The sequence below is a fragment of the Mesorhizobium loti genome, assembly GCF_013170705.1.
GTDB lineage: Bacteria > Pseudomonadota > Alphaproteobacteria > Rhizobiales > Rhizobiaceae > Mesorhizobium > Mesorhizobium loti_D.
In genome coordinates this window covers 1130820-1156252 of the sequence record NZ_CP033334.1, presented here as the reverse complement: position 1 = coordinate 1156252, position 25433 = coordinate 1130820, and the positions used below count along the sequence as shown (strand labels likewise).

The 25433-nt window shown below is 64.0% G+C and carries 26 protein-coding genes; 11 read left to right on the top strand and 15 right to left on the bottom strand.

What is annotated here, in order from left to right; all coding sequences use genetic code 11:
• Window positions 1-202 precede the first annotated feature (202 nt).
• The 13 genes from EB815_RS05535 to EB815_RS05475 form a co-directional block, all read right to left on the bottom strand.
• On the bottom strand, window positions 203-514 hold the full coding sequence (locus EB815_RS05535; protein WP_171883265.1) for a hypothetical protein: 312 nt from the start codon (window positions 512-514) through the stop codon (window positions 203-205).
• A gap of 164 nt (window positions 515-678) precedes the next feature.
• Window positions 679-2085: a dihydrolipoyl dehydrogenase gene (gene lpdA, locus EB815_RS05530; protein ID WP_056574629.1), complete on the bottom strand. Its 1407-nt coding sequence runs from the start codon at window positions 2083-2085 to the stop codon at window positions 679-681.
• 85 nt (window positions 2086-2170) lie between these two features.
• Window positions 2171-2926 carry an SDR family oxidoreductase gene (locus EB815_RS05525; protein WP_056574627.1) on the bottom strand — a complete coding sequence of 252 codons (756 nt, stop codon included), beginning with the start codon at window positions 2924-2926 and terminating at the stop codon, window positions 2171-2173.
• Entirely contained in the window at window positions 2923-3441 is a 519-nt protein-coding gene (locus EB815_RS05520; protein ID WP_056574624.1) for a hypothetical protein, read from the bottom strand. The genes EB815_RS05525 and EB815_RS05520 overlap by 4 nt, the downstream gene beginning before the upstream one ends.
• A 58-nt stretch (window positions 3442-3499) precedes the next feature.
• Window positions 3500-4780: a 2-oxoglutarate dehydrogenase complex dihydrolipoyllysine-residue succinyltransferase gene (odhB, locus tag EB815_RS05515; protein ID WP_056574621.1), complete on the bottom strand. Its 1281-nt coding sequence runs from the start codon at window positions 4778-4780 to the stop codon at window positions 3500-3502.
• 42 nt (window positions 4781-4822) lie between these two features.
• The gene (locus EB815_RS05510; RefSeq protein WP_056574618.1) at window positions 4823-7810 is read right to left on the bottom strand and encodes a 2-oxoglutarate dehydrogenase E1 component; all 2988 of its coding nucleotides are present in this window, start codon (window positions 7808-7810) and stop codon (window positions 4823-4825) included.
• A 135-nt stretch (window positions 7811-7945) separates the two neighbouring features.
• Complete coding sequence (gene sucD / locus EB815_RS05505) at window positions 7946-8848, bottom strand: succinate--CoA ligase subunit alpha (protein WP_056574616.1); 903 nt, start codon at window positions 8846-8848, stop codon at window positions 7946-7948.
• A 12-nt stretch (window positions 8849-8860) separates the two neighbouring features.
• Complete coding sequence (locus tag EB815_RS05500; RefSeq protein WP_056574613.1) at window positions 8861-9358, bottom strand: DUF1579 family protein; 498 nt, start codon at window positions 9356-9358, stop codon at window positions 8861-8863.
• 3 nt (window positions 9359-9361) lie between these two features.
• The gene (locus tag EB815_RS05495; protein WP_056574609.1) at window positions 9362-9733 is read right to left on the bottom strand and encodes a cupin domain-containing protein; all 372 of its coding nucleotides are present in this window, start codon (window positions 9731-9733) and stop codon (window positions 9362-9364) included.
• A 4-nt stretch (window positions 9734-9737) separates the two neighbouring features.
• Window positions 9738-10931: an ADP-forming succinate--CoA ligase subunit beta gene (gene sucC / locus EB815_RS05490; protein WP_056574606.1), complete on the bottom strand. Its 1194-nt coding sequence runs from the start codon at window positions 10929-10931 to the stop codon at window positions 9738-9740.
• Window positions 10932-10976: 45 nt separating this feature from the next.
• Window positions 10977-11945, bottom strand: a complete 969-nt coding sequence (mdh, locus tag EB815_RS05485) for a malate dehydrogenase (protein WP_056574603.1) — start codon at window positions 11943-11945, stop codon at window positions 10977-10979.
• Window positions 11946-12310: 365 nt separating this feature from the next.
• Entirely contained in the window at window positions 12311-13510 is a 1200-nt protein-coding gene (zapE, locus tag EB815_RS05480) for a cell division protein ZapE (RefSeq protein ID WP_056574601.1), read from the bottom strand.
• A 137-nt stretch (window positions 13511-13647) separates the two neighbouring features.
• Window positions 13648-14187 (bottom strand): protease inhibitor Inh/omp19 family protein, encoded by a 540-nt coding sequence (locus tag EB815_RS05475; protein ID WP_056574595.1) that lies wholly within the window; start codon window positions 14185-14187, stop codon window positions 13648-13650.
• Window positions 14188-14457: 270 nt separating this feature from the next.
• On the opposite strand from EB815_RS05475, the gene EB815_RS05470 reads away from it, so the two are divergent.
• The 10 genes from EB815_RS05470 (at window position 14458) to EB815_RS05425 (ending at window position 23394) form a co-directional block, all read left to right on the top strand.
• Complete coding sequence (locus EB815_RS05470; RefSeq protein ID WP_056574592.1) at window positions 14458-15462, top strand: MBL fold metallo-hydrolase; 1005 nt, start codon at window positions 14458-14460, stop codon at window positions 15460-15462.
• A 70-nt stretch (window positions 15463-15532) separates the two neighbouring features.
• On the top strand, window positions 15533-16099 hold the full coding sequence (locus tag EB815_RS05465) for a hypothetical protein (RefSeq protein ID WP_056574589.1): 567 nt from the start codon (window positions 15533-15535) through the stop codon (window positions 16097-16099).
• Between the two features lie 198 nt (window positions 16100-16297).
• Window positions 16298-16459 carry a DUF1328 family protein gene (locus EB815_RS05460; RefSeq protein ID WP_032932257.1) on the top strand — a complete coding sequence of 54 codons (162 nt, stop codon included), beginning with the start codon at window positions 16298-16300 and terminating at the stop codon, window positions 16457-16459.
• A gap of 123 nt (window positions 16460-16582) precedes the next feature.
• A complete protein-coding gene (locus EB815_RS05455) occupies window positions 16583-17020 on the top strand; it encodes a VOC family protein (protein ID WP_056576401.1) in 438 nt (145 codons plus the stop codon).
• 72 nt (window positions 17021-17092) lie between these two features.
• Window positions 17093-17977 (top strand): diaminopimelate epimerase, encoded by an 885-nt coding sequence (gene dapF, locus EB815_RS05450; protein ID WP_056574586.1) that lies wholly within the window; start codon window positions 17093-17095, stop codon window positions 17975-17977.
• On the top strand, window positions 17977-19317 hold the full coding sequence (gene mtaB, locus EB815_RS05445) for a tRNA (N(6)-L-threonylcarbamoyladenosine(37)-C(2))-methylthiotransferase MtaB (RefSeq protein WP_056574583.1): 1341 nt from the start codon (window positions 17977-17979) through the stop codon (window positions 19315-19317). The genes dapF and mtaB overlap by 1 nt, the downstream gene beginning before the upstream one ends.
• Window positions 19318-19329: 12 nt before the next feature.
• Window positions 19330-21387: a signal recognition particle-docking protein FtsY gene (ftsY, locus tag EB815_RS05440; protein WP_056574580.1), complete on the top strand. Its 2058-nt coding sequence runs from the start codon at window positions 19330-19332 to the stop codon at window positions 21385-21387.
• 45 nt (window positions 21388-21432) lie between these two features.
• A complete protein-coding gene (locus EB815_RS05435) occupies window positions 21433-22107 on the top strand; it encodes a septation protein A (protein WP_056574578.1) in 675 nt (224 codons plus the stop codon).
• 97 nt (window positions 22108-22204) lie between these two features.
• Window positions 22205-22825, top strand: a complete 621-nt coding sequence (locus EB815_RS05430) for a pyridoxamine 5'-phosphate oxidase family protein (protein WP_056574575.1) — start codon at window positions 22205-22207, stop codon at window positions 22823-22825.
• 38 nt (window positions 22826-22863) lie between these two features.
• On the top strand, window positions 22864-23394 hold the full coding sequence (locus tag EB815_RS05425; RefSeq protein WP_056576398.1) for an NADPH-dependent FMN reductase: 531 nt from the start codon (window positions 22864-22866) through the stop codon (window positions 23392-23394).
• A 201-nt stretch (window positions 23395-23595) separates the two neighbouring features.
• Here the strand turns inward: EB815_RS05425 and EB815_RS05420 are convergent, their stop codons facing one another.
• Window positions 23596-23802: a tautomerase family protein gene (locus tag EB815_RS05420; RefSeq protein ID WP_013892236.1), complete on the bottom strand. Its 207-nt coding sequence runs from the start codon at window positions 23800-23802 to the stop codon at window positions 23596-23598.
• 162 nt (window positions 23803-23964) lie between these two features.
• On the bottom strand, window positions 23965-24885 hold the full coding sequence (locus tag EB815_RS05415) for an SMP-30/gluconolactonase/LRE family protein (RefSeq protein ID WP_056574572.1): 921 nt from the start codon (window positions 24883-24885) through the stop codon (window positions 23965-23967).
• 294 nt (window positions 24886-25179) lie between these two features.
• Here EB815_RS05415 and EB815_RS05410 point away from each other — a divergent pair, with 294 nt between their 5' ends.
• Window positions 25180-25347: a hypothetical protein gene (locus EB815_RS05410; protein WP_081295001.1), complete on the top strand. Its 168-nt coding sequence runs from the start codon at window positions 25180-25182 to the stop codon at window positions 25345-25347.
• Window positions 25348-25433: the final 86 nt, after the last annotated feature.

Below are 25433 nucleotides of genomic sequence, written 5' to 3'. Positions count from 1 at the left end.
TCGGATGGCAGCGGAGGGTCCCAAACGCCGCGTTTTCGGCGCTTTCCTTCCCTAGCGTGAAACCCATTCAACGGTTGCGCGTTGATGGCTGTTGATTGATTATTTTCATCCACGGAGGACACTTTTATGGCGAATCCATCGAACGACACTCCCAGGCCAAGCGGCAGCGGCGGCAGCCCCTGGCTGATTGCTCTGGTCGTCGTTATCCTGGCGATTGTCGCGTATTACGTTTTCGGCAGAAGCGGCGAGCATCCGGCACCCGCCGAAGCGCCGGCCGCCAGCACACCGGCCCCAGCGCCCGCTCCGGCACCAGAGCCAGCACCGGCTCCGGCCCCAGCACCAGCACCAGCACCAGCACCAGCACCAGCACCAGCGCCTGCTCCGGCTCCAGCGCCCGCTCCCGCTCCGGCGCCTGCACCGGCCAACTGATCGGCTCGATACCAGATACAAACGGCCCGCTGAAAAGCGGGCCGTTTTGTTTTGAGCGATGACCGTCGTTTCGCACGGTCGTCATCCTCGGGCTTGACCCGAGGATCCATGCCGCGGCCTCGACCAAGTCGCCGCGGAGCAGAATTCATGGCCGCTGGGGGCTCTGAAGTCACGGCATGGATCCTATGGTCTACGCCGCGTCGCTCCGCTCCTTACTCCGCCACAGGATGACGAAGCGTTGGGTGCCCCCTAGATATGGATCGGCTTGAAGAAGGTGGCCAACGCCGCTTCCTTCACCGCTTCCGACATCGTCGGATGCGCATGGCAGGTGCGGGCGAGATCCTCCGACGAGCCGCCGAACTCCATCAGCACCGCCGCCTCGTGGATCATTTCGCCGGCACCGAAGCCGACGATATGCACGCCCAGCACGCGGTCGCTGACCTTGTCGGCGAGGATCTTCACGAAACCATCGGTATGCAGCATGGCGCGTGCCCGGCCATTGGCGCTGAACGGGAATTTGCCGACCTTGTAGTCGATGCCGGCCTTCTTCAGTTCTTCCTCGGTCTTGCCGACCGAGGCGATTTCAGGGCTGGTGTAGACGACGCTCGGAATGACCTCGTAGTTCACATGGCCGGCCTGGCCGGCGATGGTTTCGGCCACCGCCACGCCCTCGTCCTCGGCCTTGTGCGCCAGCATCGGCCCGGCGATGACATCGCCGATGGCATAGATGCCGGGCACGTTGGTCTTGAGATGCCCGTCGGTCTTGACCCGGCCACGCTCGTCGACCTCGACGCCCGCTTCCTTCAGGCCGAGACTGCCCGAAAAGGCGCGGCGGCCGGTGGCGATCAGCACGACGTCGGCAGCGATGGTCTCGGCGGCGCCGCCCTTCACCGGCTCGAAGGTGACGGTCGCACCCTTCTTTGCCTTGGCGACGCCGGTGACCTTGGCGCCGAGCTTGAACTCGAAGCCTTGCTTGGAGAGCAGCCGCTGGAACTGCTTGGAGACCTCGCCGTCCATGCCTCCGAGGATGGTGTCGAGGAACTCGACCACGGTGACCTTGGCGCCAAGCCGCGCCCACACCGAACCGAGCTCGAGCCCGATGACGCCGCCGCCGACCACCACCAGATGGCCGGGAACCTTGTCCAGCGACAGCGCGCCGGTCGACGACACGATCACCTTCTCGTCGAAATCGACCTTGACGCCGGGTATGCCGGCGACGTCGGATCCGGTGGCGATGACGATGTTCTTGGTCTCGATCTCCTCGACCTTGCCGTCCTCGCCGGTCACCGACACCTTGCCGGCGGAAAGCACCTTGCCGGTGCCGCGAAACGAGTCGATCTTGTTCTTCTTGAACAGGAAGGCGACGCCGTTGACGTTGGACGACACCGTCGCATCCTTGTGCGCCATCATCTTCGTCAGGTTCAGCTTCGGTGCGGCGATCTCCACACCGAGCGTATCGAAGGAATGTCCGGCCTCGGCGAACATCTCGGAGGCGTAAAGCAGCGCCTTGGACGGGATGCAGCCGATATTGAGGCAGGTGCCGCCGAAGGTTGCGTTCTTCTCGACCACCGCGACCTTCAGCCCGAGCTGCGCCGCCTTGATGGCGCAGACATAGCCGCCGGGTCCCGATCCGATGATAACGACGTCATAAGCCATGATACTGTCCTTCTGTTTTGAGCATGATGCCGAAAAGTGTGACGCGGTTTTCGGATGACATCATGCTCGAACTGCTTGAGAGCGCTCAGCGGCCGCCGCTGACATTCAGGATCGCGCCTGTCGTATAGGACGCGGCATCGGATAGAAGATAGAGAACAGCGGCGGCGACTTCATCGGCGGTGCCGGCTCTTTTCATCGGCAGCGTGTCCTGGATCAGCGCCACCCGGTCCGGCTGTCCGCCGGAGGCGTGGATGTCGGTGTCGATGATGCCCGGCCGCACCGCGTTGACGCGGATGCCTTCCAGCGCCACCTCGCGGGCGAGCCCGACGGTGAACGTGTCGATGGCGCCCTTGGAGGCGGCATAGTCGACGTAATTGTCCGGCGCGCCCAGCACCGCCGCGGCCGACGAGATATTGACGATCGCTCCGCCCTTGCCGCCATGGCGGGTCGACATGCGTTTGACCGCCTCGCGGGCGCAGAGGATGGAACCGACGACATTGATGCGCATCATGCGTTCGAGCCGTGCCACGCTCATCTCGTCGACGCGCGCCTTGGCGTCGACGATGCCGGCATTGTTGACGAAGGCGTCGAGCCTGCCCCAGCTGCGGTCCACCGCGTCGAAGATGGCCAGGATATCGGCCTCGCTGCCAACATCGCCCTTGACCGAAAAAGCGTCGCCGCCGGCGGCCTTGATGTCGCCGACCAGCGCATCGGCGGCAGCCTTGTTCGCAGTGTAGTTAACCACGACGCGATAGCCGGCCTTGGCCCCGAGCCGGCAGACGGCGGCGCCGATGCCGCGGCTGCCGCCGGTGACCAGCAGCACTTTTTGCGCCTCGTTCATTCCTGGCATCCCTTCAGCGTGAAAACATCCGACGGCACTTTCGAAAATCCGCTGCCGCCATAGGCGGCGGATTGATGCAGCATCGGACCGAGGTCCGGCAGGATCAGCGTCTTCGGCGCCTCGACGCCTTCCGCCGGCAAGAGCCCGATGCTGCCCTTGTCGTCAGATGTATAGATGACACCATGCCAGGGGGTACAGGCGGCGAGTTCATCGCCGGTGGTGTCGCCTTCCGGGCATTTGTACATCAGCGCGCCGTTCGGCCTGGAAACACCTTCGTTCCACATGACGATGCCGTTCAGCACCACATTGTTGTCGAGGATCATGCGGAATGTATTGGTGACGGTGGCCGAGGTGCCGGTCGGGGTAAAATCGATCTCGCTGCCGCTTTGCGCGTCGCCATAGACCGCGAGTTCGATCGGGCAGGCGGCATGCGCGTTGGCCGCGGCCAGCACCATGCCGCCCGCGATGGTCGAGATCAGAACGCTCCTTGGAAGGCTAAGGGGACGAGTCGTCATCCTGCTGCGCAGATTCCTTCCTCCGGCTTGCAGTGAAACTCCGGATCAGCACCAACCCCTAGAGATCGAGCACCAGCCGTTCCGGATCCTCCAGGCTTTCCTTGACGCGCACCAGGAAGGTCACCGCTTCCTTGCCGTCGACGATGCGGTGATCGTAGCTCAGCGCCAGATACATCATCGGCCGGATCACGATCTGGCCGCCGACCACGACCGGCCGGTCCTGGATCTTGTGCATGCCCAGAATGCCCGACTGCGGCGCATTGAGGATCGGCGTCGACATCAGCGAGCCGTAGACGCCGCCATTGGAAATCGTGAACGTGCCGCCCTGCATGTCGGCGACCGAGAGCTTGCCGTCGCGCGCGGCGATGCCCAGCCGGCCGATCTCCTTCTCGATCTCGGCGATCGACATCTGGTCGGCATCGCGCACGACGGGCACGACCAGGCCCTTCTCGGTGCCGACGGCGACGCCGACATGGGCAAAGTTCTTGTAGATGATGTCGGTGCCGTCGATCTCGGCATTGACCGCCGGGATTTCCTTCAGCGCGTGGGTGACGGCCTTGGTGAAGAAGCCCATGAAGCCGAGCTTCACGCCGTGCTTCTTCTCGAACACGTCCTTGTACTTGGTCCGCAGCGCCATCACCGCCGACATGTCGACCTCGTTGAAGGTGGTGAGCATGGCGGCGGTCGACTGCGCTTCCTTGAGCCGGCGCGCGATGGTCTGGCGCAGCTTGGTCATGCGCACGCGCTCCTCGCGCGAAGCATCGTCGCCCGAGGACGGCGCACGCACCGCGATCGGCGCCGGGGCCGCCTTCGGCGTCTCGGCCGGCTGCGACGGCGCGCCCTTGGAGATGGCGTCGAGCACGTCGCCCTTCAGCACCTGGCCGCGCTTGCCCGAGCCGGAAAGCTGGTCGACCGACAGATTGTTCTCGGCGATCAGTTTTGCTGCGGCCGGCGCCGGCGGCATCGAGCGCGGCTCGACCGCACCGGCATCGCCGGCGATCTTGGCGGTCTCGGCCGCGGCCTGCTTGGTGGTCGACGCCGCATCCGGGCTCGAAGCCTGCGACACCGCCTGCGGCTTGGTCACGGGTGCGGCGGCTGCGCCGCCGGCCGAAATCGACCCTAGAAGCGCGCCGACGCCAACCGTCTCACCTTCCTTGACCGCGATCTCCGAAAGGATGCCCGCGGCCGCGGCCGGAACCTCCACCGTCACCTTGTCGGTTTCGAGCTCGACCAGCGGCTCGTCGACGGCAATGGCATCGCCGACCTTCTTGAACCACTTGCCGATGGTCGCCTCGGTGACGGATTCGCCGAGAGTGGGAACGCGGATTTCGGTAGCCATTGTGCCTGTCCGTTCTTGTCGGTTCTGTTCTATTCGCCTGCTTTATTCGCCGAGCGCGTCTTCGAGCAAGGCGGCGAGCTGGGCTAGGTGCTTGGACATCAAGCCGGTCGCCGGCGACGCGGCCGCCGGCCGGCCGGTGTAGCGAACCCGCTGATGCTTGGCGTCGATATGCGCCAGCACCCATTCCAGGTACGGGTCGATGAACGACCAGGCGCCCATGTTCTTGGGCTCCTCCTGGCACCACACCATCTCGGCGTTGCGGAAGCGTGACAGTTCGGTGATCAGCGCCTTGGCCGGGAACGGATAGAGCTGTTCGACGCGCAAGAGGTAGATGTCGTTGATGCCGCGCTTCTCGCGCTCCTCGTAGAGGTCGTAATAGACCTTGCCCGAACACAGCACGACGCGGCGGATCTTGGAATCCTTGGTCAGCTTGATCGCCTGGTTGGGCAACAGCTGGGCGTCGTCCCACAACAGCCGGTGGAACGAGCTTTCGCCCGAGATTTCCGGCAGCGTCGACACCGCCCGCTTGTGGCGCAGCAGCGACTTCGGTGTCATCAGGATCAGCGGCTTGCGGAAGTCGCGCTTCAGCTGCCGGCGCAGGATGTGGAAGTAGTTGGCCGGCGTCGTGCAGTTGGCCACTTGCATGTTGTCCTCGGCGCAAAGCTGCAGGAACCGCTCCAGCCTGGCGGACGAATGTTCCGGCCCCTGGCCTTCATAGCCGTGCGGCAGCAGGCAGACGAGGCCGGACATTCTGAGCCACTTGCGCTCGCCAGACGAGATGAACTGGTCGAACACCACCTGGGCGCCGTTGGCGAAGTCGCCGAACTGCGCTTCCCACAAGGTCAGCGCCTTCGGCTCGGCCAGGCTGTAGCCATATTCGAAGCCCAGCACCGCCTCTTCCGACAGCATCGAGTTGATGACTTCGTAGCCGGCCTGCGCCGCCGACAGGTTGTTGAGTGGGATGTAGCGGGTCTCGTCGCGCTGGTCGTAGAGCACGGAATGGCGCTGCGAGAAGGTGCCGCGCTCGGAATCCTGCCCAGACAGGCGGATCGGATTGCCGTCGAGCAGGATGGCGCCGAAAGCCAACGCCTCGGCCGTCGACCAGTCGATGCCTTCGCCGGACTCGATCGCCTCGCGGCGGTTTTCGAGGAAGCGGATGATGGTCTTGTGCGCCTCGAAGCCCTTCGGCACCTCGGTCAGCTTCTTGCCGATTTCCTTCAGCGTCTTGACCGGCACGGCGGTCTTGCCGCGCCTTTGTTCGTCCTGGTTGTCGGCCGTGCGCAGGCCGGACCAGGCGCCATCGAGCCAGTCGGCCTTGTTGGGCTTGTAGTGCTGGCCGACTTCCCATTCGGATTCCAGATGCGCGCGCCAGTCGGCCTTCATCTGGTCGAGCTCGGCCTGGGTGATGTGGCCCTCGGCGATCAGACGATCGCCATAGATCTGCACCGTCGTCTTGTGGGTGCGGATGTTGCGGTACATGATCGGCTGGGTGAAGGCCGGTTCGTCGCCCTCATTGTGACCGAAGCGGCGGTAGCAGAACATGTCCACGACCACCGGCTTGTGGAACTTCATGCGGAATTCGATCGCCACCTTGGTAGCGTGGACCACGGCTTCCGGATCGTCGCCATTGACGTGGAAGATCGGCGCTTCGATCATCTTGGCGACGTCGGACGGATAGGGCGACGAGCGCGAGAAGCGCGGATTGGTGGTGAAGCCGATCTGGTTGTTGATGATGAAATGCAGCGTGCCGGCGACGCGGTGGCCGCGCAGGCCCGACAAGCCGAGGATTTCAGCGATCACGCCCTGGCCGGCGAAGGCGGCGTCGCCATGCAGGAGCAGCGGCAGCACCTTGGCCCGCTCTTCCAGCGGCACGATCTCCTCGCGGCCGCGGCCGAACAGGTAATCCTGCTTGGCGCGCGCCTTGCCCATCACCACCGGATCGACGATTTCCAGGTGGGACGGGTTGGCCGTCAGCGACAAATGCACCTTGTTGCCGTCGAACTCGCGGTCCGACGAAGCGCCGAGATGGTACTTCACGTCGCCCGAGCCTTCGACCTCGTCGGGAGCGGCCGAGCCGCCCTTGAACTCGTGGAAGATCGCGCGATGAGGCTTCGCCATCACCTGGGAGAGCACGTTCAGCCGGCCGCGATGCGCCATGCCGAGCACGATCTCCTTCATGCCGAGCTGGCCGCCGCGCTTGACGATCTGCTCCAGCGCCGGGATCAGCGCTTCGCCGCCGTCGAGGCCGAAGCGCTTGGTGCCCTTGTACTTGACGTCGATGAACTGCTCGAAGCCTTCCGCCTCGACCAGCTTCTGCAGGATCGCCTTCTTGCCGGTGGTGGTGAAGGAGATCTCCTTGTCGGCGCCCTCGATACGTGCCTGGATCCAGGCCTTCTCCTCGGGATCGGAGATGTGCATGAATTCGACGCCGAGCGTCGAGCAATAGGTGCGGGTCAGGATCTCCAGCATCTGCCGGATGGTGCCGAATTCGAGCCCCAGCACATTGTCGAGGAAGATCGGCCGGTCGTAGTCGGCTTCGACGAAGCCGTAATTCTCGGGCGACAGTTCATTGTAGTCCTCGAGCGGCTTGGCGATGCCGAGCGGATCGAGATTGGCGTGCAGATGGCCGCGCATGCGATAGGCGCGGATCATCATGATGGCGCGCACCGAATCGCGCGTCGCCTGGTGCACGTCGGCGTCGGAAAGAACAACACCGTTGGTGACCGCCTTATCCTTGACCTTCTTTTCCAGATGCTTCTCGACAATGCCCCAATTGCCGTCGAGCGCCGACACCAGCTCGCCATTGGCCTGCAGCGGCCAGGAGGGCTTGGCCCAGGAGGCGCCCTTGGCATTCCTGCGCACATCGCCGGCATCGTCCTTCAGGCCAGCGAAGAACTCCTGCCATTCGGGATTGACCGAGGCGGGGTCATCTTCATAGGCGGCATAGAGCGCGTCGATATAATCGGCGTTGCCGCCATAGAGGAATGAGGTGAGCGAAAATTGGTCGTTGGCCTGATCTTGTCTTGCCATGTCGTTTCAGCGGAGCAGCGCTCCGTCTCCTTACGTTTGCGGCAGGGCCGCGATAGTGGGCGGTTCACCCGCCCTTCTTGTCCCCTCAAAGCCAACGAACCGTCGTTGGCCCTCATTCCATAACCGGCGCCAGATTCAGCCCTTGATGGCTTCAACCAGCGTCGTGCCAAGCCGCGCCGGTGACGGCGAGACCTTGATACCGGCCGATTCCATTGCCGCGATCTTGTCCTCGGCGCCGCCCTTGCCGCCGGAGATGACCGCGCCAGCATGGCCCATGGTGCGGCCTGCCGGCGCCGTGCGTCCGGCGATGAAGCCGGCCATCGGCTTCTTGCGGCCACGCCTGGCTTCGTCCTTGAGAAACTGCGCGGCGTCTTCCTCGGCCGAGCCGCCGATCTCGCCGATCATGATGATCGACTTGGTCTCGTCGTCGGCGAGGAACATCTCGAGCACGTCGATGAACTCGGTGCCCTTGACGGGATCGCCGCCAATGCCGACGGCGGTGGTCTGGCCGAGGCCGACATTGGTGGTCTGGAACACGGCCTCATAGGTAAGTGTTCCCGAGCGCGAAACAACGCCGACCGAGCCTTTGCGGAAGATGTTTCCGGGCATGATGCCGATCTTGCATTCGTCAGGGGTGAGCACGCCCGGGCAGTTCGGTCCGATCAGACGCGAGGTCGAGCGGTCGAGCCGCGCCTTGACCTTGACCATGTCCATCACCGGAATGCCCTCGGTGATGCAGATGATCAGCGGGATTTCCGCCTCGATCGCCTCCAGGATCGCTTCGCCGGCGCCCGCCGGCGGCACATAGATGACCGAAGCGTTGGCCCCGGTCCTTTCCTTGCCCTCGGCAACGGTGGCGAAGATCGGCAGGCTTTCGCCCTTCGACCCGGTCCAGGTCTCGCCGCCCTTCTTGGGGTGGATGCCACCCACCATCTTGGTGCCGTGATAGGCCAGCGCCTGTTCGGTGTGGAACGTGCCGGTCTTGCCGGTCAGGCCCTGCACCAGCACCTTGGTGTTCTTGTCGACGAGAATGGACATCGGAGCCCTTTTCTAAAAACCGTTGATCGAGGAAGGCGAGACGCGCCTGTAGACGCCGCTCACCATGTCTTGCCATGCATCGCTGCCGGCGGGTTTGAAATGCAATCGCATGCGGTAGGTGTCGGCATCGTCAAAAATATACGTCACGCGCGCCGAACCGCGCGGTGATGACCGCTCCAGATTGAGTTCGCCGCCGTTCCACGTGCCCGTGGCCGGAGAGGCCGGCACAAAGCCCATCGAATCGAACTGATGCATGGTGACGACGCTGTTCTGCTGGTCGAAGCCGAACACGTTGTGCGAACCGAAGGAAATCGTGCCGTCGCGGCGCTGGCGATAGCGCTGCACCACGAACAGGCCGCCGAACTGAGCCTCCGCCAGCATTTCCGATGTCGCCGTGCCGCCATCGGCCCATTGTGTGTCCGCCACCTCTTCCTGGCCACGCCACGTGCCGACCAGCGCCTGCAGGCGCTGGTGATCGGCCGAGAGCGAGGAGAAGGAAGCCGCGCTCATCGGTCAGAGCCGCTTCAGGTCGGTGACGGTAAGATCGCTCTTGGCATTGCCGGTGTTGAGCGTCGTCGACGGCTCGAACATCAGCACCACGGGCTCCTGGGTCAGCGAACGCGGCCGGTGCTCGACGCCACGCGGCACGACCATGAAATCGCCCTCGCCAAGCTCGACCGGACCGTCGCGGAAATCGATGGCAATGCGCCCGCGCAGTACGAGGAAGGCTTCGTCCTCGTGCTCATGCGCGTGCCAGTCGAAGGCCTCGCCGAACTTGGCGACCTTCGCCTGGCTGTCGTTGACGTCGCCGGCGATATGCGGATCGAAGACCTTGCTGATCTTTTGATCCGCCGCCTCGACCAGATTTATCTTGCGCGGAGGCATCCGCTCAGCCCTTCACCGCCGCCACGATCTTCTTGGCCGCGTCATCGAGATCATCGGCCGACACCACGTTGAGGCCGCTGTCATTGATGATCTTCTTGCCGAGCTCGGCATTGGTGCCTTCCAGGCGCACCACCAGCGGAACCTTGAGGCCGACTTCCTTGACCGCGGCGATCACGCCCTCGGCGATGATGTCGCACTTCATGATGCCGCCGAAGATGTTGATCAGTATGCCTTTGACCGCCGGGTCCTTGGTGATGATCTTGAACGCAGCCGTCACCTTCTCCTTGGACGCGCCGCCGCCGACATCGAGGAAGTTGGCGGGTTCGGCGCCATAGAGCTTGATGATGTCCATCGTCGCCATGGCAAGGCCGGCGCCGTTGACCATGCAGCCGATATTGCCGTCGAGCGCGACATAGGCGAGGTCGTATTTCGACGCCTCGATTTCCTTCTCGTCCTCTTCGGTGGTGTCGCGCAGTGCGAGCACGTCCGGGTGGCGGAACAGCGCATTGTTGTCGAACGACACCTTGGCGTCGAGCACGCGCAGCCGGCCATTCTTCATGACGATCAGCGGGTTGACCTCGAGCAGGCTCATGTCCTTCTCGACAAAGGCCTTGTAGAGGATCGGGAACAGCATATCGCCGTCCTTGGCCGCGTCGCCGTCGAGCTTGAGGGCCGCGTTGAGCTTCTTCACATCATCGGCCGTGACGCCCTTTTCCGGGTCGATGGCAACGGTGATGATCTTTTCCGGAGTGTCATGGGCGACCGCCTCGATGTCCATGCCGCCTTCGGTCGAGACGACGAAGGCGATGCGGCCGACCGAACGGTCGACCAGGATCGACAGATAAAGCTCGCGCTCGATGTCGGCGCCGTCCTCGATATAGAGGCGGTTGACCTGCTTGCCGGCCGGACCGGTCTGCTTGGTCACCAGCGTGTGGCCGAGCATCTCGTTGGCGTTGGCGACGACATCGGCGACCGACTTCGCCAGCCGCACGCCGCCCTTGGCGTCGGGCGACAGTTCCTTGAACTTGCCCTTGCCGCGGCCGCCGGCATGGATCTGGCTCTTCACCACATAGAGCGGACCGGGAAGCGCTTGTGCCGCGGCTTCCGCCTCGCTTGCCTTGAACACCGGCACGCCTTCGGCCACCGGCGCGCCAAAGCTCTTCAGCAGCGCCTTGCCCTGATATTCATGGATGTTCATGGGGAACGATCTCCAGGTCTTTGCCGGGGTTGTTTTTGGCGGGGTTCACTTCGAGGCGAGCTGCGGCGCGATCTTGACGCAGGCCTCGGTCAGGCCCTGCACCGTCGCCACCGAGCTTTCGAACATCTTCTGCTCGGCCTTGTTGAGGTCGATCTCGATGATGCGCTCGACGCCGCCGGCGCCGATCACCACGGGCACGCCGACATAGGTGCCCTTGACGCCATACTGGCCGGAGAGGTGCGCCGCGCAAGGCAGCACGCGCTTCTTGTCCTTGAGATAGGCCTCGGCCATCTGGATCGCCGAGGCGGCCGGCGCGTAATAGGCCGAGCCGGTCTTGAGCAGGCCGACGATCTCGGCGCCGCCGTCACGGGTGCGCTGCACGATCTGGTCGAGCTTCTCCTTCGAGGTCCAGCCCATCTTGACGAGGTCGGGCAGCGGAATGCCCGAGACCGTCGAATAGCGGATCATCGGCACCATGGAATCGCCGTGGCCGCCGAGCACGAAAGCGGTGACGTCCTCGACCGAGACCTTGAACTCCTCGGCCAGGAAGTAGCGGAAGCGCGCGCTGTCGAGCACGCCGGCCATGCCCACGACATGGGTCTTGGGCAGGCCCGAAAACTTCTGCAGCGCCCACACCATGGCATCGAGCGGGTTGGTGATGCAGATGACGAAGGCCTTCGGCGCGTATTTCTTGAGACCGGCGCCGACCTGTTCCATGACCTTGAGGTTGATGCCCAGCAGGTCGTCGCGACTCATGCCCGGCTTGCGCGGCACGCCCGCGGTGACGATGCAGACATCCGCGCCCTCGATGCCGGCATAATCGTTGACGCCGGTCAGCCGGGAGTCAAAACCATCGACCGGCGACGACTGCGCGATATCGAGCCCCTTGCCTTGCGGGATGCCCTCGGCAATATCGAACAGCACCACGTCTCCGAGGTCCTTGAGGCCGATCATGTGGGCGAGCGTGCCGCCGATCATGCCCGAGCCGATAAGCGCTATCTTGTTGCGTGCCATGTGAGGATGTTTTCCCTTTGTCTGTGACTGCGCCGAAATCTTTGACGACTTGATGACGGTGCCGAGGAAGAGGCCGGAATGCCGAGGAAACCCGCGAGATTTCGCCGCACCCAATAGCCCCGGTGCAAGATAAATTCAATCGATTATTTTGGAGTGAGCGTTTTCAATCGGTTAGATGGTTTGGGATTTACGTAAGCGTCAAAGTTTGTAAGCCGACCTGCCTGAGATTACACAATTAGGATGACAATCAGAAGGCTTGAAGAGGCGATGACGCCCTTGTGATGCTGGCCGCCGGGGATGTGAGTTTCAAACCTCCGAGGGACAAAGGGCGCGCGAAGGATCGCGGCCTTCCGGAAACTGTCCCCTCACGCCTGCGCGCGCGACGCTTCCGGGGCAGCCTTCTCTTTGCGCCGCTCCGCCCAGTCTTCCAGCCAGTCGCGACTCTGCATCTCGATCAGGCGTGACGCGGTGCGCTCGAACTCGAACACCTCGACGCCGCGCTTGGCCACATAGAGCTCTTGCGGCGGCGCCTCGGCGCTCACCACCAGGCGCACATGGTGGTCGTAGAGCGTGTCGATCAACAGGATGAAGCGCTTGGCCTCGTTGCGCTTGCCCTCGCCCAGAACCGGAACGTGATCGATGAAGACCGTCGAGAAGCGTCCTGCGATCGCCAGGAAATCGCGCGCGCCGAGGGGTTTCTCGCAGAGATCGGCGAAGGCAAACCGCGCCGCGTCGCCGGCAGCGGCCGGCACCACGACCTGCCGGCCCTTCAGCGTCAGCGAAGTCGCGGCTGTCGGCGCGCCGCGCGTCATCGTCCGCCAGGCCTCGTCGAGCGCGCGGTCGGCTTCCGCGTCGGCCGGCGTGACATAGACCGGCGTCCGGGCGAGCTTTTCCAGCCGGTAATCCTTGTCGCTGTCGAGCGACAGCACCTGCGCGTGCCGTTCCAGTATGCCGATGAACGGCAGGAACAGCTGGCGGTTGAGCCCGTCGCGGTAAAGATCCTCCGGCGCCACGTTCGAGGTGGCGATCAGCACCACGCCATTGGCGAACAGCGCCGAAAACAGCCTGGACAGGATCATCGCATCGGCGATGTCGGTGACCGAAAACTCGTCGAAGCACAGCACCCAGGCCTGCTCGGCCAGGGCTTTTGCCACGGGTGGGATCGGATCGTCTTCCTTGACGTCGCCATTCTTGCGCGCCTGCCGGTGCCTCTGGATGCGGTCCTGCACGTCGGCCATGAAGTCGTTGAAGTGGACGCGGCGCTTGCGCCGGACCGGCAGCAGCTCGAAGAACATGTCCATCAGCATCGTCTTGCCGCGGCCGACACCGCCATGGATGTAGAGGCCCTTGACGATTTCCCGCGTCTCGCGCTTGCGGGCAAACAGCCAGCCCAGCGCACTGGATTTGTGCGCCAGCCGTTTTGCCGAGATTTCCGATGTCAGCCGGTCGAGCGCGGCGGCGATGCGCTCCTGCGCCGGATCGCTCTCGATCGCGCCGGTTTCCACCAGATGGTGGTAGCGCTGCCTGACGGTCGCATGGGTCTGGAGGCCGTCACGCAGATGCATCGGTCACGTCGTTGTTCAGAGCAGGATGCTCCGGGGAGGACTTGGTGTGTTGAGATTCAGGTCAGGCCGAGCCGAGAATGTCGGCTTTCGAGAAGCCGTTCGCAGGCCGGCATCACCTGAATATCGGCATATCCAGCTTATCTTGTAAGCGAAATCGGCTGCCCGCTGGAAGTCTGGCCGTCGAATTTCGAGCCGCCCGAGGAATAGAGCCGCGCCAGCGATCCGCCATTGTCATCATAAAGCGTCAGTTGCTTGCCGGCGACATTCCACGACTTGATGCCATCGATCGGCGCCGGGCAGTGCAGCGGCCCGGCGCGGAAGCCGGCGCCGAACTTGGTCTGCGGCGTCGCGATCTTGCAGCTCTGGCCGGAAACGCTGGCGTTCCAGACGCCGGCGACGCTTGCCGCGCTGAGATCCGAGGCACCGGCGGGTGCCGAGCCGTCCGGCGGCAAGGACGCGACCTGCGTATTCGCCGGAGCGGTCGGGAACCGCGACGGGTCGGTGGCGCCGGGCGAGGCCGGCGGCGGCAGCTGATTGGAGGTCACCTGGCCGGCCGGCGCCGGCTGCAATGGTGCCGGCTGCTGGTCGTCCATCGACGAGAACCGTGAGGTTGAGCAACCACTCGCAACGAGCGCCGCCAGCGATACGGCCACCAGACCGCTTTTCGAAAAATTCATTCCAACCTCCGTCGGATCCGGCTGGGGGAACGCCGTCCGCGCAATCTCTCACCTCCACCAAGATGGAGAAGGTGGCGAAATTTCAACCCGATATGGTTAAAATAGGGTTTGTAGCAAGATTTGTTGCAAATTTATCGCAGTCAGGATGACCGGACGGCTTGCTGCTCGGCCTCCGCGATCCCAGCTTGCAAAGCTTCCGCCTTCGCCATTCTGCGCTTGCGCCGATCGGCGCAGGACCTATGTCTAGGGGCCGAAACGCCGGAGCACACCTTGGCCGCGAGAAAGAAAGCCGCCAACCGCTATTACAGCGGTCCGCCCAGCGACCATTTCGATGGCACCTTGTTCTTCAACCCGGGCGGCCGGATGCCCGGCCGCTTCGTGGATCTGCTGAAATGGCAGTTCAACGGCCAGCGCGCGAAATGGCCCACGACCAGTGCGAGCCCATTTCCACAGGCAAGGCCAGCCGCGAAGGTCGAGGGGGCCGAGCTCACGGTGACCATGGTCGGGCACTCCACCCTGCTGATCCAGACCGCCGGGCTGAACATCCTCACCGATCCGGTCTGGTCGCAACGCACTTCGCCGTTTTCCTTCGCCGGGCCACGACGCGTCAATCCGCCGGGCATCGCCTTCGCCGACTTGCCGCCGATAGACCTCGTCCTGGTCAGCCACAATCACTACGACCATCTCGACCTCGCCACGCTGAAGCAGCTCAAGGCCAGCCATCATCCGCTGGTGGTCACCCCGCTCGGCAACGACGTCCTCATCGGCGAGGCGGTTCCCGGCATGCGTCTTTCGGCATATGACTGGGGTGACAGGGTCGATCTCGGTGACGGCGTCTTCGTCCACATCGAGCCGGCGCATCACTGGTCGGCGCGCGGCGCGCGTGACCGGCGCATGGCATTGTGGGCCGGCTTCGTCATCGAGACGCCAGGCGGCAATATCTACTTCGCCGGCGACACCGGCTTCCACGACGGCATCAACTACCGGCTGATGGCGGCCAAACATGGCGGTTTCCGTTTCGCCATCCTGCCGATCGGCGCCTACGAGCCGCGCTGGTTCATGGCGCCGCAGCACCAGAACCCGGAGGAAGCGGTGCAAGGCATGAAGCTGTGCGATGCCGTCTTCGCCGCCGGTTGCCACTGGGGCACCTTCCAGCTCACCGACGAGCCGATGGACGAGCCGGTCCGCAAACTTGCCGAAGCGCTTGACGCCGAGGACATCCCACGGGAGCGCTTTCGAGCCCTGCGGCCTGGTGAAATCTGGAGAGTGCCTTGAACTCCGGCAAGGTTTGACGTCTACCCCACGGGAGTTTCGCCCACCATCTCAAAGAACGGAGACGCATCCTATGAAATCGATCCTGGCTGCCCTGCTTGCCGCGACAATCTCCACCTCGGCGGCCTATGCCGGGGACATCGCCGACCGCGCCGCCGACGCCGAAAAGGCATTGCAGGCGGGGGACGGAGCCGGCGCGCTGGAGAAATTCCGCGGCGCCGAGGAAGCCTTGTGGCAAGCGATGCCGCTCGCCGTGCAGAATGTCAAACAGGTCGACACGGCCAGCGGCTTCGGCATCTACAGCGAGCGCGCCAATCACATCTACAAGCCCGGCGAGAAGGTCGTGCTCTATATGGAACCGGTCGGCTATGGCTACGGGTCGGACGGCCTCGGCAACAGCCAGATCGCGCTTTCCGTCGACCTCACCGTGCTTTCGGACTCGGGCGAAGCCCTGGGCACCTTCGAGAAAATCGGCAGCGTTCAGGTCGCTTCCCGCTCGCACAACCGCGAACTCTTCTTCAAGCTCGACCTGTCCCTGGATGGACTGCCGGCCGGGAAATACAAGTGCAACTTCCTCATGCATGACCAGAACTCGGCCAAGACCGCGCCCTTCAGCACCGATATCGAGATCGCAAGCTGATGCATGTCGCCCAAAAGCGATCTCGCTTTGGGAGAATGACACGCATAGGAACTAAAGACCTGAAGCGCGCCGCATGATCCGCTTACGCGACGCGCTTAGGTTTTGCCGCTGACACCGCCTCCCGGACCGCGGGAACCCAGGCACGGCAGCCGCGTTCTTCATGCGGTTTCAAAATCTGTCGGTTTGCGAGGCATTCCCATGATCAAATGGATCATCATTCTCCTGATCATCGCCGCGGCGGCGAGCCTGCTCGGCATGCCGGCGCTGGCCGGAGCCGCCGCTACAGGCGCGCGCATCCTCATCGGCATCGTTCTCGTCATCTTCCTGCTGGTGGTGCTTGGCATCTTCGCGGTGACGTAAGTCTGGCGTTTTCGCCGTCGGATGACCGTCTGGAAAATGGTAGCGGTTTGAGGCGGTCCATGATTCAAGCTCCCGATGTGGACGGCAACGAAACGGTCGCATGGCATCTTGGAGATTGCGAACATGGCGCTCAAACGGATGGACAACGTGGGAATCGTCGTCGAAGATCTCGCAGCGACGATCGATTTCTTTCTCGAACTCGGCCTCGAACTCGAAGGGCGGGCCACGATCGAGGGAGAATGGGCCGGACGTGTCACTGGACTGGGCGATCAGCACGTCGAGGTCGCCATGATGCGCACACCGGACGGCCACAGCCGGCTTGAGCTCTCTCGCTTCCTCAGGCCGATTGTCGTCGCGGATCACCGGACAGCGCCAGTCAACGCGCTGGGCTACCTTCGCGCCATGTTCACCGTGGACAATGTCGACGATACGTTTGAAAGGCTCCGCAGGCGCGGCGCTGAACTCGTGGGCGAAGTCGTCCAGTACAAAGACGTGTATCGGCTCTGCTACATCCGTGGGCCTGAAGGGCTTCTCATCGGACTTGCCCAAGAACTCGGTTGAACCGACGCCGGACTGGTAATTCCCGCCCGTTTCCGCCATATAGCGCCAAATGGACACGGAATGACCGGAAGAATGGCAGGCACCGCCCCCTTCGCCAAGATGAACGGCATCGGCAACGAGATCATCGTCGCCGACATGCGCGGCCGTGCCGATCAGGTGACGGCGGCGGCCGCCCTTGCGCTGAACGCCGATGCCGCGACCCGCTTCGACCAGATCATGGCGATCCATGACGCCAAGACACCGGGCACGGCCTACTATGTCGACATCCTGAATTCGGACGGCACCAGCGCGCAGGCCTGCGGCAACGGCATGCGCTGCGTCGTCCAGGCGCTTGCCGCCGAGACCGGCCAGAAGACCTTCACCTTCGAGACCCGCGCCGGCATCCTCAACGCCAGGGAACATGCCGACGGCACGATCTCGGTCGACATGGGCATGCCGCGTTTCGGCTGGCAGGAGATTCCGCTCGCCGAGGAGTTCCGCGACACCCGCATGATCGAATTGCAGATCGGCCCGATCGACGCGCCCGTGCTGCATTCGCCTTCGGCCGTCTCGATGGGCAATCCGCACGCCATCTTCTGGGTCGACCACGACGTCTGGTCCTATGAGCTCGACCGCTTCGGCCCGCTGCTCGAAAACCACCCGATCTTCCCCGAGCGCGCCAACATCACCATTGCCCAGGTCACGTCTCCCGAGAGCATGATCATCCGTACCTGGGAACGCGGCGCCGGCCTGACCAAGGCCTGCGGCTCGGCGGCCTGCGCCGCCGTGGTGGCGGCAGCGCGCACCAGGCGGACCGGACGCAGCGTCAGCCTGTTGACCCCCGGCGGCGGCACGCTGCATGTCGAATGGCGCGATGACGACCACGTCATCCTGACGGGTGCGGCCGAATGGGAATTTTCCGGCAGTTTCGATCCCTCGACCGGCACCTGGGCCCGTGATACCGAAAGCGCGGCCTGATGTCGGTTGCTCTGTCCAGGAGCCCTGATGGCGACGGCTCCCTTTCCGAGGCTCCCAGCCGCATTGATGTGGTGACCTTCGGCTGCCGGCTGAACACCTATGAATCCGAAGTGATGCGGCGCGAGGCCGAGAGCGCCGGTCTTGGCGCGCTGGGCGGTGGCGCCGTCATCTTCAACACCTGTGCCGTCACCGGCGAGGCGGTGCGCCAGGCCAGACAGGCGATCCGCAAGGCGCGCCGTGACAACCCGCGGGCACGCATCATCGTCACCGGCTGCGCCGCGCAGACCGAGCCGGAAAAATTCGCGGCCATGGACGAGGTCGATCTCGTGCTTGGCAATGAAGAGAAGCTCAAGGCGCATTCCTATCGCGCGCTGCCGGATTTCGGCGTCAACGACACCGAGAAGGCCCGCGTCAACGACATATTCTCCGTGCGCGAGACCGCCGGCCATATGGTCGACGCCATCGAGGGCCGCGCCCGCGCCTTCGTCCAGGTGCAGAATGGCTGCGACCATCGCTGCACCTTCTGCATCATTCCTTACGGCCGCGGCAATTCGCGCTCGGTGCCGATGGGCGCGGTGGTCGAACAGGTCAAGCGGCTCGCCGGCAACGGCTATGCCGAGATCGTGCTGACCGGTGTCGACATGACCAGCTTCGGCGCCGACCTGCCGGGCTCGCCCAAGCTTGGCAGACTGGTGAAGACCATCCTCAGGCAGGTGCCCGACGTGAAGCGGCTCAGGCTGTCATCGATCGATTCGATCGAGGCCGACGACGAATTGCTCGAAGCCATCGCCACCGAACACAGGCTGATGCCGCATCTGCATCTGTCGCTGCAGTCCGGCGACGACATGATCCTGAAGCGCATGAAGCGCAGGCATCTGCGCGACCAGTCGATCCGTTTCTGCGAGGATGTGCGCAAATTGCGCCCCGCGATTGTCTTCGGCGCCGACATTATCGCCGGCTTCCCGACCGAGACCGACGCCATGTTCGAGAACTCGATGAAAATCGTCGAGGAGTGCGGCCTGACCCACCTTCACGTCTTCCCGTTCAGCCCGCGCGAAGGCACGCCCGCCGCACGCATGCCGCAGCTGCGCCGCGAGGTGGTCAAGCAGCGCGCCGCACGGCTGCGCGCCGCCGGTGAAGCCGCGTATCGGCGCCATCTGTCCTCGCTGCCCGGAACGCGTCAGTCGATCCTGATCGAACGTGACGGCCTCGGCCGCACCGAAGGCTTCACGCTTGCCGCACTCGACACCGGCGCGCCGGGCGAGATCGTCGAAGCGACAATTACTGGCCACGATGGTATCAGGCTGAACGCAGCCCCGCTTGCCGCACGCGCCGCCTGAGAAACGCAAAGCATGGCTGGTTTTTTCAAGAAGATATTTTCGTTCGGCAAGAAAGAGGTTGTCGAGGAGCGCGTTGACGAGACCGCCCCGCTGCCGCCGATCAAATGGGACCAGCTCGATTCGCTGAAGCCGGCGGCCGAACAGGTCGTTCCGGAGTTCTTGAAGCGCGACGAGCCGCGGCCTGAGCCCCTCCCTCCCCTTGATGGGGAGGGTCGCCACGAAGTGGCGGGGAGGGGTGATGGCGCCGACGCCAGCGCCAGTCACCCCCACCCCCAAGCTTCGCTTGGGACCTCCCCCGTCGAGAGGGAGGTAAAGGACACGCTCGAACCGGTTGCGGCTCCTTCGCAGGAACCAGTGCCTGTCGAGGAACCGCAACCCGAGCCCACTCCGACCATCCCGCCGGAGCCTCAGCCGACCGTTCCGCCCGAGCCGGAACCGCTGCCGGAACCCGAGCCGGAAGAAGAACCCGCGCCTGAAACGCCTGTGGAGCCGCCGGCGCCCCAGGAAATTCCGCTTCCCCCGGACACTCCGCAGCCCACGCCCGAACCGCAGCCGCAAGAAGTCCCCGCTCCCGCGCCAGCCGAGCCGGAGATTGCGCCGCCGCGCCCGGAAAGGCAGCCCGAACCGGCGCCGATAGAAGTGCCGGCGCCGCCTGCCGAGGTTCCAGCCGAGACGCCCGCACCCGTCGAAGTGCCCTCACCGGCCTCGCCTCCCACGCAGCCGACTTCAGAGGCAGGCGCCGCCCCTCATCCGCCTGCCGGCACCTTCTCCCCGTATAGAGACAGGGAGAAGAACGCTGATCGTGACGCCAGCGCCCATCTTACTGACATCGAAGAAGAAGCCTCGACACTGACGCCCCCCTCTCCCCGTACTTCACGGGGAGAGGGTAAGGGTGAGGGGCAGCGCCAGCCTGCGGATGACGTGACGCCAGCCACCGAAGCCGCGCCTACGATTCCGGCGCCACCGGTGGAGATCGCACCGCCCATCCGCCTGCCCGCGCCGGAGACGCAGCCTGTCATTGCCGAGATCGCGCCCGAGCCGCGGCCCGTCCCCCAGCCGGCGCCCGAGCCGAAACCCGCTCCCGGCAAGGTGACCGTCGCCAAGAAGGTCGAGCAGAAGGCCGAGCCGCAAAAAGCGCCGGAGGCGGCGCCGAGGCGGTCGTGGTTCCAGCGCATGCGGGATGGGCTTGCCCGGTCCTCGCGCGAACTCACCGGCAACATTGCGGGCGTCTTCACCAGGCGTAAGCTGGACGAAGACACGCTGCAGGACCTGGAGGACGTGCTGATCCGCGCCGACCTCGGCATGGAAACCGCGCTTCGTATCACCGACGCGCTGGCCGCCAGCCGCTACGGCAAGGATGTCTCCGACACGGACGTACGCACCGTCATGGCCGCCGAGGTGGAGAAGGTGCTGACCCCTGTCGCCCGGCCACTGGAGCTCGACCTCTCGCACAAGCCGCATGTCATCCTGGTGGTCGGCGTCAACGGCACCGGCAAGACCACCACCATAGGCAAGCTCGCGGCAAAACTGACCGATGGCGGCCTGTCGGTGATGCTGGCGGCCGGCGACACGTTCCGCGCCGCGGCCATCGAGCAGCTGAAGATCTGGGGCGAGCGCACGAAATCGCCCGTCATCGCCTCCAAGCTCGGCGCCGATGCGGCCGGCCTCGCCTATGACGCCTTCGAGAAGGCCAGGGAAGCCGGCTCCGACGTGCTGATCATCGACACCGCCGGCCGCCTGCAGAACAAGACCGAACTGATGGCGGAACTGGAAAAGATCGTGCGCGTGCTGGGCAAGCTCGATCCGGAAGCGCCGCACACCGTGCTGCAGACGGTCGACGCCACCACCGGCCAGAACGCGCTCAACCAGGTCGAGATCTTCCGCAACATCGCCGGCGTCAACGGCCTGGTGATGACCAAGCTGGACGGCACGGCGCGCGGCGGTATTCTGGTGGCGATCGCGGCAAAGCACAAATTGCCTGTCTATTTCATCGGCGTCGGCGAACAGGTCGACGACCTCGAGCCTTTCTCGGCAAGCGAATTCGCCAGGGCGATCGCTGGAGTGGCGTAACGGCATGGTCCCTTTTGAACGGGATCGTGCGTAAGAAGGAAGATCATGAACCCACCCATTCTCGAACGCGATCCGTCCGACCCGCAGAAAGAGAAGAAGGAAGGCGTCAATCCCCTGCTCAAGCTGGTGCTGGAGCTTGGGCCGCTGCTGGTCTTCTTCTTCGCCAATGCGCGCGGCGAATGGCTGGTGCAGAAATTCCCGGTCCTGGGCGAATTCGGCGGCCCGATCTTCGTCGCCACCGGCCTGTTCATGGCCGCCACGGCCATCGCGTTGATCGCTTCCTGGCTGCTGACGCGCACCTTGCCGATCATGCCGATGGTTTCGGGCGTCGTCGTCTTCATATTCGGTGCACTGACGCTCTATCTGCAGGACGACATCTTCATCAAGATGAAGCCGACCATCGTCAACACGCTGTTCGGCGGCGTTCTGCTCGGCGGCCTGTTCTTCGGCAGGTCTCTGCTCGGCTATGTCTTTGATTCAGCCTTCAGGCTGGATGCCGAAGGCTGGAAAAAACTCACCTTCCGCTGGGGCCTGTTCTTCCTGTTCCTGGCCGTCGTCAACGAAGTGGTGTGGCGCAATTTTTCCACCGATGCCTGGGTTACCTTCAAGGTCTGGGGCATCATGCCGATCACGCTTTTGTTCACCTTCAGCCAGATGCCGCTGATCCTGCGCCATTCGCTGGACGACAAGGCGAGCGGGGAAGAGAAGGCAGGCAAGTAGAGCAATTTCAGGAAAAGTGTGAAGCGGTTTTCCCGGGAAAACCGCATCGCGGTTTCCCTAGGGAATTGCGTCAAACTAAAAAACAAGGGGGAGAGCCATGGAATTCGTCACCACGCGCGAGGAATTGCGAACGATCTACAAGACGCCGCGCCCGACCGACGGCTCGATCCGCAAGGAGCTGAAGGGGCTCGACGGCCATTGCCGTTCCTTCATCGGCAAGAGCCCCTTCGTGCTGATCGGCTCGTCCGACGGCGCCGGCAATGCCGACGTGACGCCGAAGGGCGACAAGCCAGGTTTCGCCGCCATTCTCGACGACCGCACCATCGCCATTCCCGACAGGCCAGGCAACAACCGGCTGGATACGCTGGAGAACATCCTGCGCAATCCCTCGGTCGGACTGCTCTTCCTCATCCCCGGCATGAACGAGACGCTGCGCGTCAACGGCGATGCCCGCATCACCGTCGATGCAACTTTGCGCGAGCGCCTGGCCGTCGACGGCAAGGAGCCGCAAAGCGTCATCGTCGTCGCCGTCAAGGCCGCCTACATGCATTGCGCCAAGGCCTTCATGCGCTCCGACCTGTGGAAGCCGGAGAGCTGGTACGACCGCGCCACGCTGCCGACACTCGGCCAGATCCTGCGCGACCAGCTGGCGCTCGCCGATTCGGCCGAGGCGACCGACCGCTGGCTCGACGACGATTACAAGCAGACCATGTGGTAGGCTTTCCCAGCGATTCGTCCGAACTGGCCTCGCCGACTGTGCTGAACATCCTTGCCATCTCCGGCAGCCTGCGGGCCGCCTCCACCAATTCGGCCTTGCTCGCGGCATTGGTGCGCAACGCGCCGCCTGGCTGCCGTGTCACTGTCCATGACGGACTCGACCGCCTGCCGATCTTCAATCCGGACGACGAGGGCGAGCGCACGCCCCGCGAAGCCTTCAGGTTGATCGACGCCGTCACCGGCGCCGATGGCCTCGTCGTCTCCTGTCCCGAATATGCCCATGGCGTGCCGGGCGGGCTGAAGAACGCGCTCGACTGGCTGGTCTCGCGCGACGCCGCCATCGCCAAGCCGGCCATGCTGGCCCACGCCTCGCCCCGCTCGCTGTTCGCCCGCGCGGCGCTGGCCGAGATCATGCGCACCATGTCGTTCGCGATGTATGATGGTGAGCTGGAGATCGCCCTGCTTGGCAAGAAGCCGGCGGAGATGGAGGTTATCTTGGCCGAGCCGGAAAAGGTGCTGGCAATGCGCAATGCGGTGCAGGGTTTCGCGGATTTCATCCGCTCGCATTGAGCGGCGCAGCCTTTCCCTTCTCCCCTTGTGGGAGAAGGTGGATCGGCGCGCAGCGCCGAGACGGATGAGGGGTGTTCCAGCGGGGTGAGGCGTTGGTGTTTTCTGGTTCGGTTCGCTGTTGACGTACCGCCAAGCTGGAACACCCCTCATCCGACCTCGCTTCGCGAGGCCACCTTCTCCCACAAGGGGAGAAGGGAAGAGCTACCCCTTCCGCAGGGTCTCGACATCGGTCTTGCCGACATACCAGTCGCGGGCGTTGACCTCCTCGAAAACCACCCAGACATCGTCGTTGCCGAGCCCGGTGGCATCCATGATGGCCGCCGTGACTTTCTTGGCGATATCAGCCTTCTTGCCTGCCGGATCGGCGGCGATCACTTCCTTGACGATGCGGATGTTGACGAATGGCATGACGCTCTCCCCTTGGGTTTTTCCGCTTTCCGGCGAGAAGCTGCTTTGAAAGCCTCTCCGACGGACTGAATGGTGGCCGCTTCGGCAACTTCGGCGCGGCGGGTACCCCTTTTATGCGCAGGAGCGCCATCAAGACCCGCCAAAGAAGGGTGTCCAGCAGCCTCAATAGGTCTTGGCCCCGTTCACCATCAGCCGCACCGAATAGAGCGAGGTGGTGCCCGCGATGTAGAGGCAGTTCAGCTTGGCGCCGCCGAACACGCAATTGGCGGTCACCTCGGGCACCTTGACCTTGCCGATCAGCGTCCCGTCCGGATCGTAGCAATGGATGCCGTCGAAGGCGCTGGTCCAGATGCGTCCGTCGGCGTCGAGCCGGAAGCCGTCGAAGAGGCCGGCCGTGCAGTCGGCGAAGACCTTGCCGCCCGAAACCTTCTTGCCATGCTTGCCGACATTGAACACCCGCATATGCGCCGGATTCTCGGCGCCATGCGTGCGGCCGGTATCGACGACATAGAGCAGGCTCTCGTCGAGCGAGAAGGCAAGCCCGTTGGGCCTGACCATGTCGGTGATGACGGCCTCGACGTCCCCGCCATCGGGATCGACCCGGTAGACGTGGCAGGCGCCAATCTCGCTCTCGGCCTTGTCGCCCTCATAGTCGGTGTCGATGCCGTAGCTCGGGTCGGTGAACCAGATCGAGCCGTCGGATTTCACCACCGCGTCGTTGGGCGAGTTCAGCCGCTTGCCCTTCCACTTGGCGGCGATGGTGGTGACCGAGCCGTCATGCTCGGTGCGGCTGACGCGGCGGCCCGAGTGCTCGCAAGTGACCAGCCGGCCCTGCCGGTCGACGGTGTTGCCATTGGAATTGCCCGAGGGCTGGCGGAAGACGCTGACGCTGCCATCCGTCTCGTCGAAGCGCAGCATGCGGTTGTTCGGAATATCGGACCAGACGACATAGCGGCCGGCGGCGAACCAGGCCGGCCCCTCCGCCCAGCGGCATCCGGTGAACAGCTTCTCCACCTGCGCGCTGCCATTGAACAGGCGCGCGAAGCGCGGATCGAGAACTTCATAATAGTCTGCGGCCGCCATGCATTTCCTCCCGGCATCACGTGACGGCAGATCAAGCCAGCCCGCGATCGATCTGGCAAGACGGCGCCTTCGCAATTTGTATGACAAAACGGAGAGGAAGCTGCCATGCGGCTCGGCCGGCCCACGACCGTGCGGTCACGACGCGCCTTAGGACTCGATTAACCGGCTATGCGCTGCGTGCAATGGTGCATTGCAACATCTTCTTTTTGCAATGCACCATTCCTATGTCATGCTCCGTATCGATCAAGGGAGGAACAACCGGCCGCGGAAATGCGGCGTAGAAGGAACCTTGCCATGATCTTCAACGATCTCGTGACCCGCGCTCGCAACAGCATCGCCAAGCGCAAGCACTACAACCGCCTCGTCGCCGAAATCGACAGCTTCTCGAGCCGCGATCTGGCCGACATGCGCGCCGACCGCTCGGAAATGCTCTACCAGATTCACAAGCAGATCTACGGCTGATCTCCGCCTGATCGCCCTCGCGCGTTCGTCGTCCTCGGGCTTGACCCGAGGATTCATGCCGCGACGCCAACGAGAAACGCAGCGGC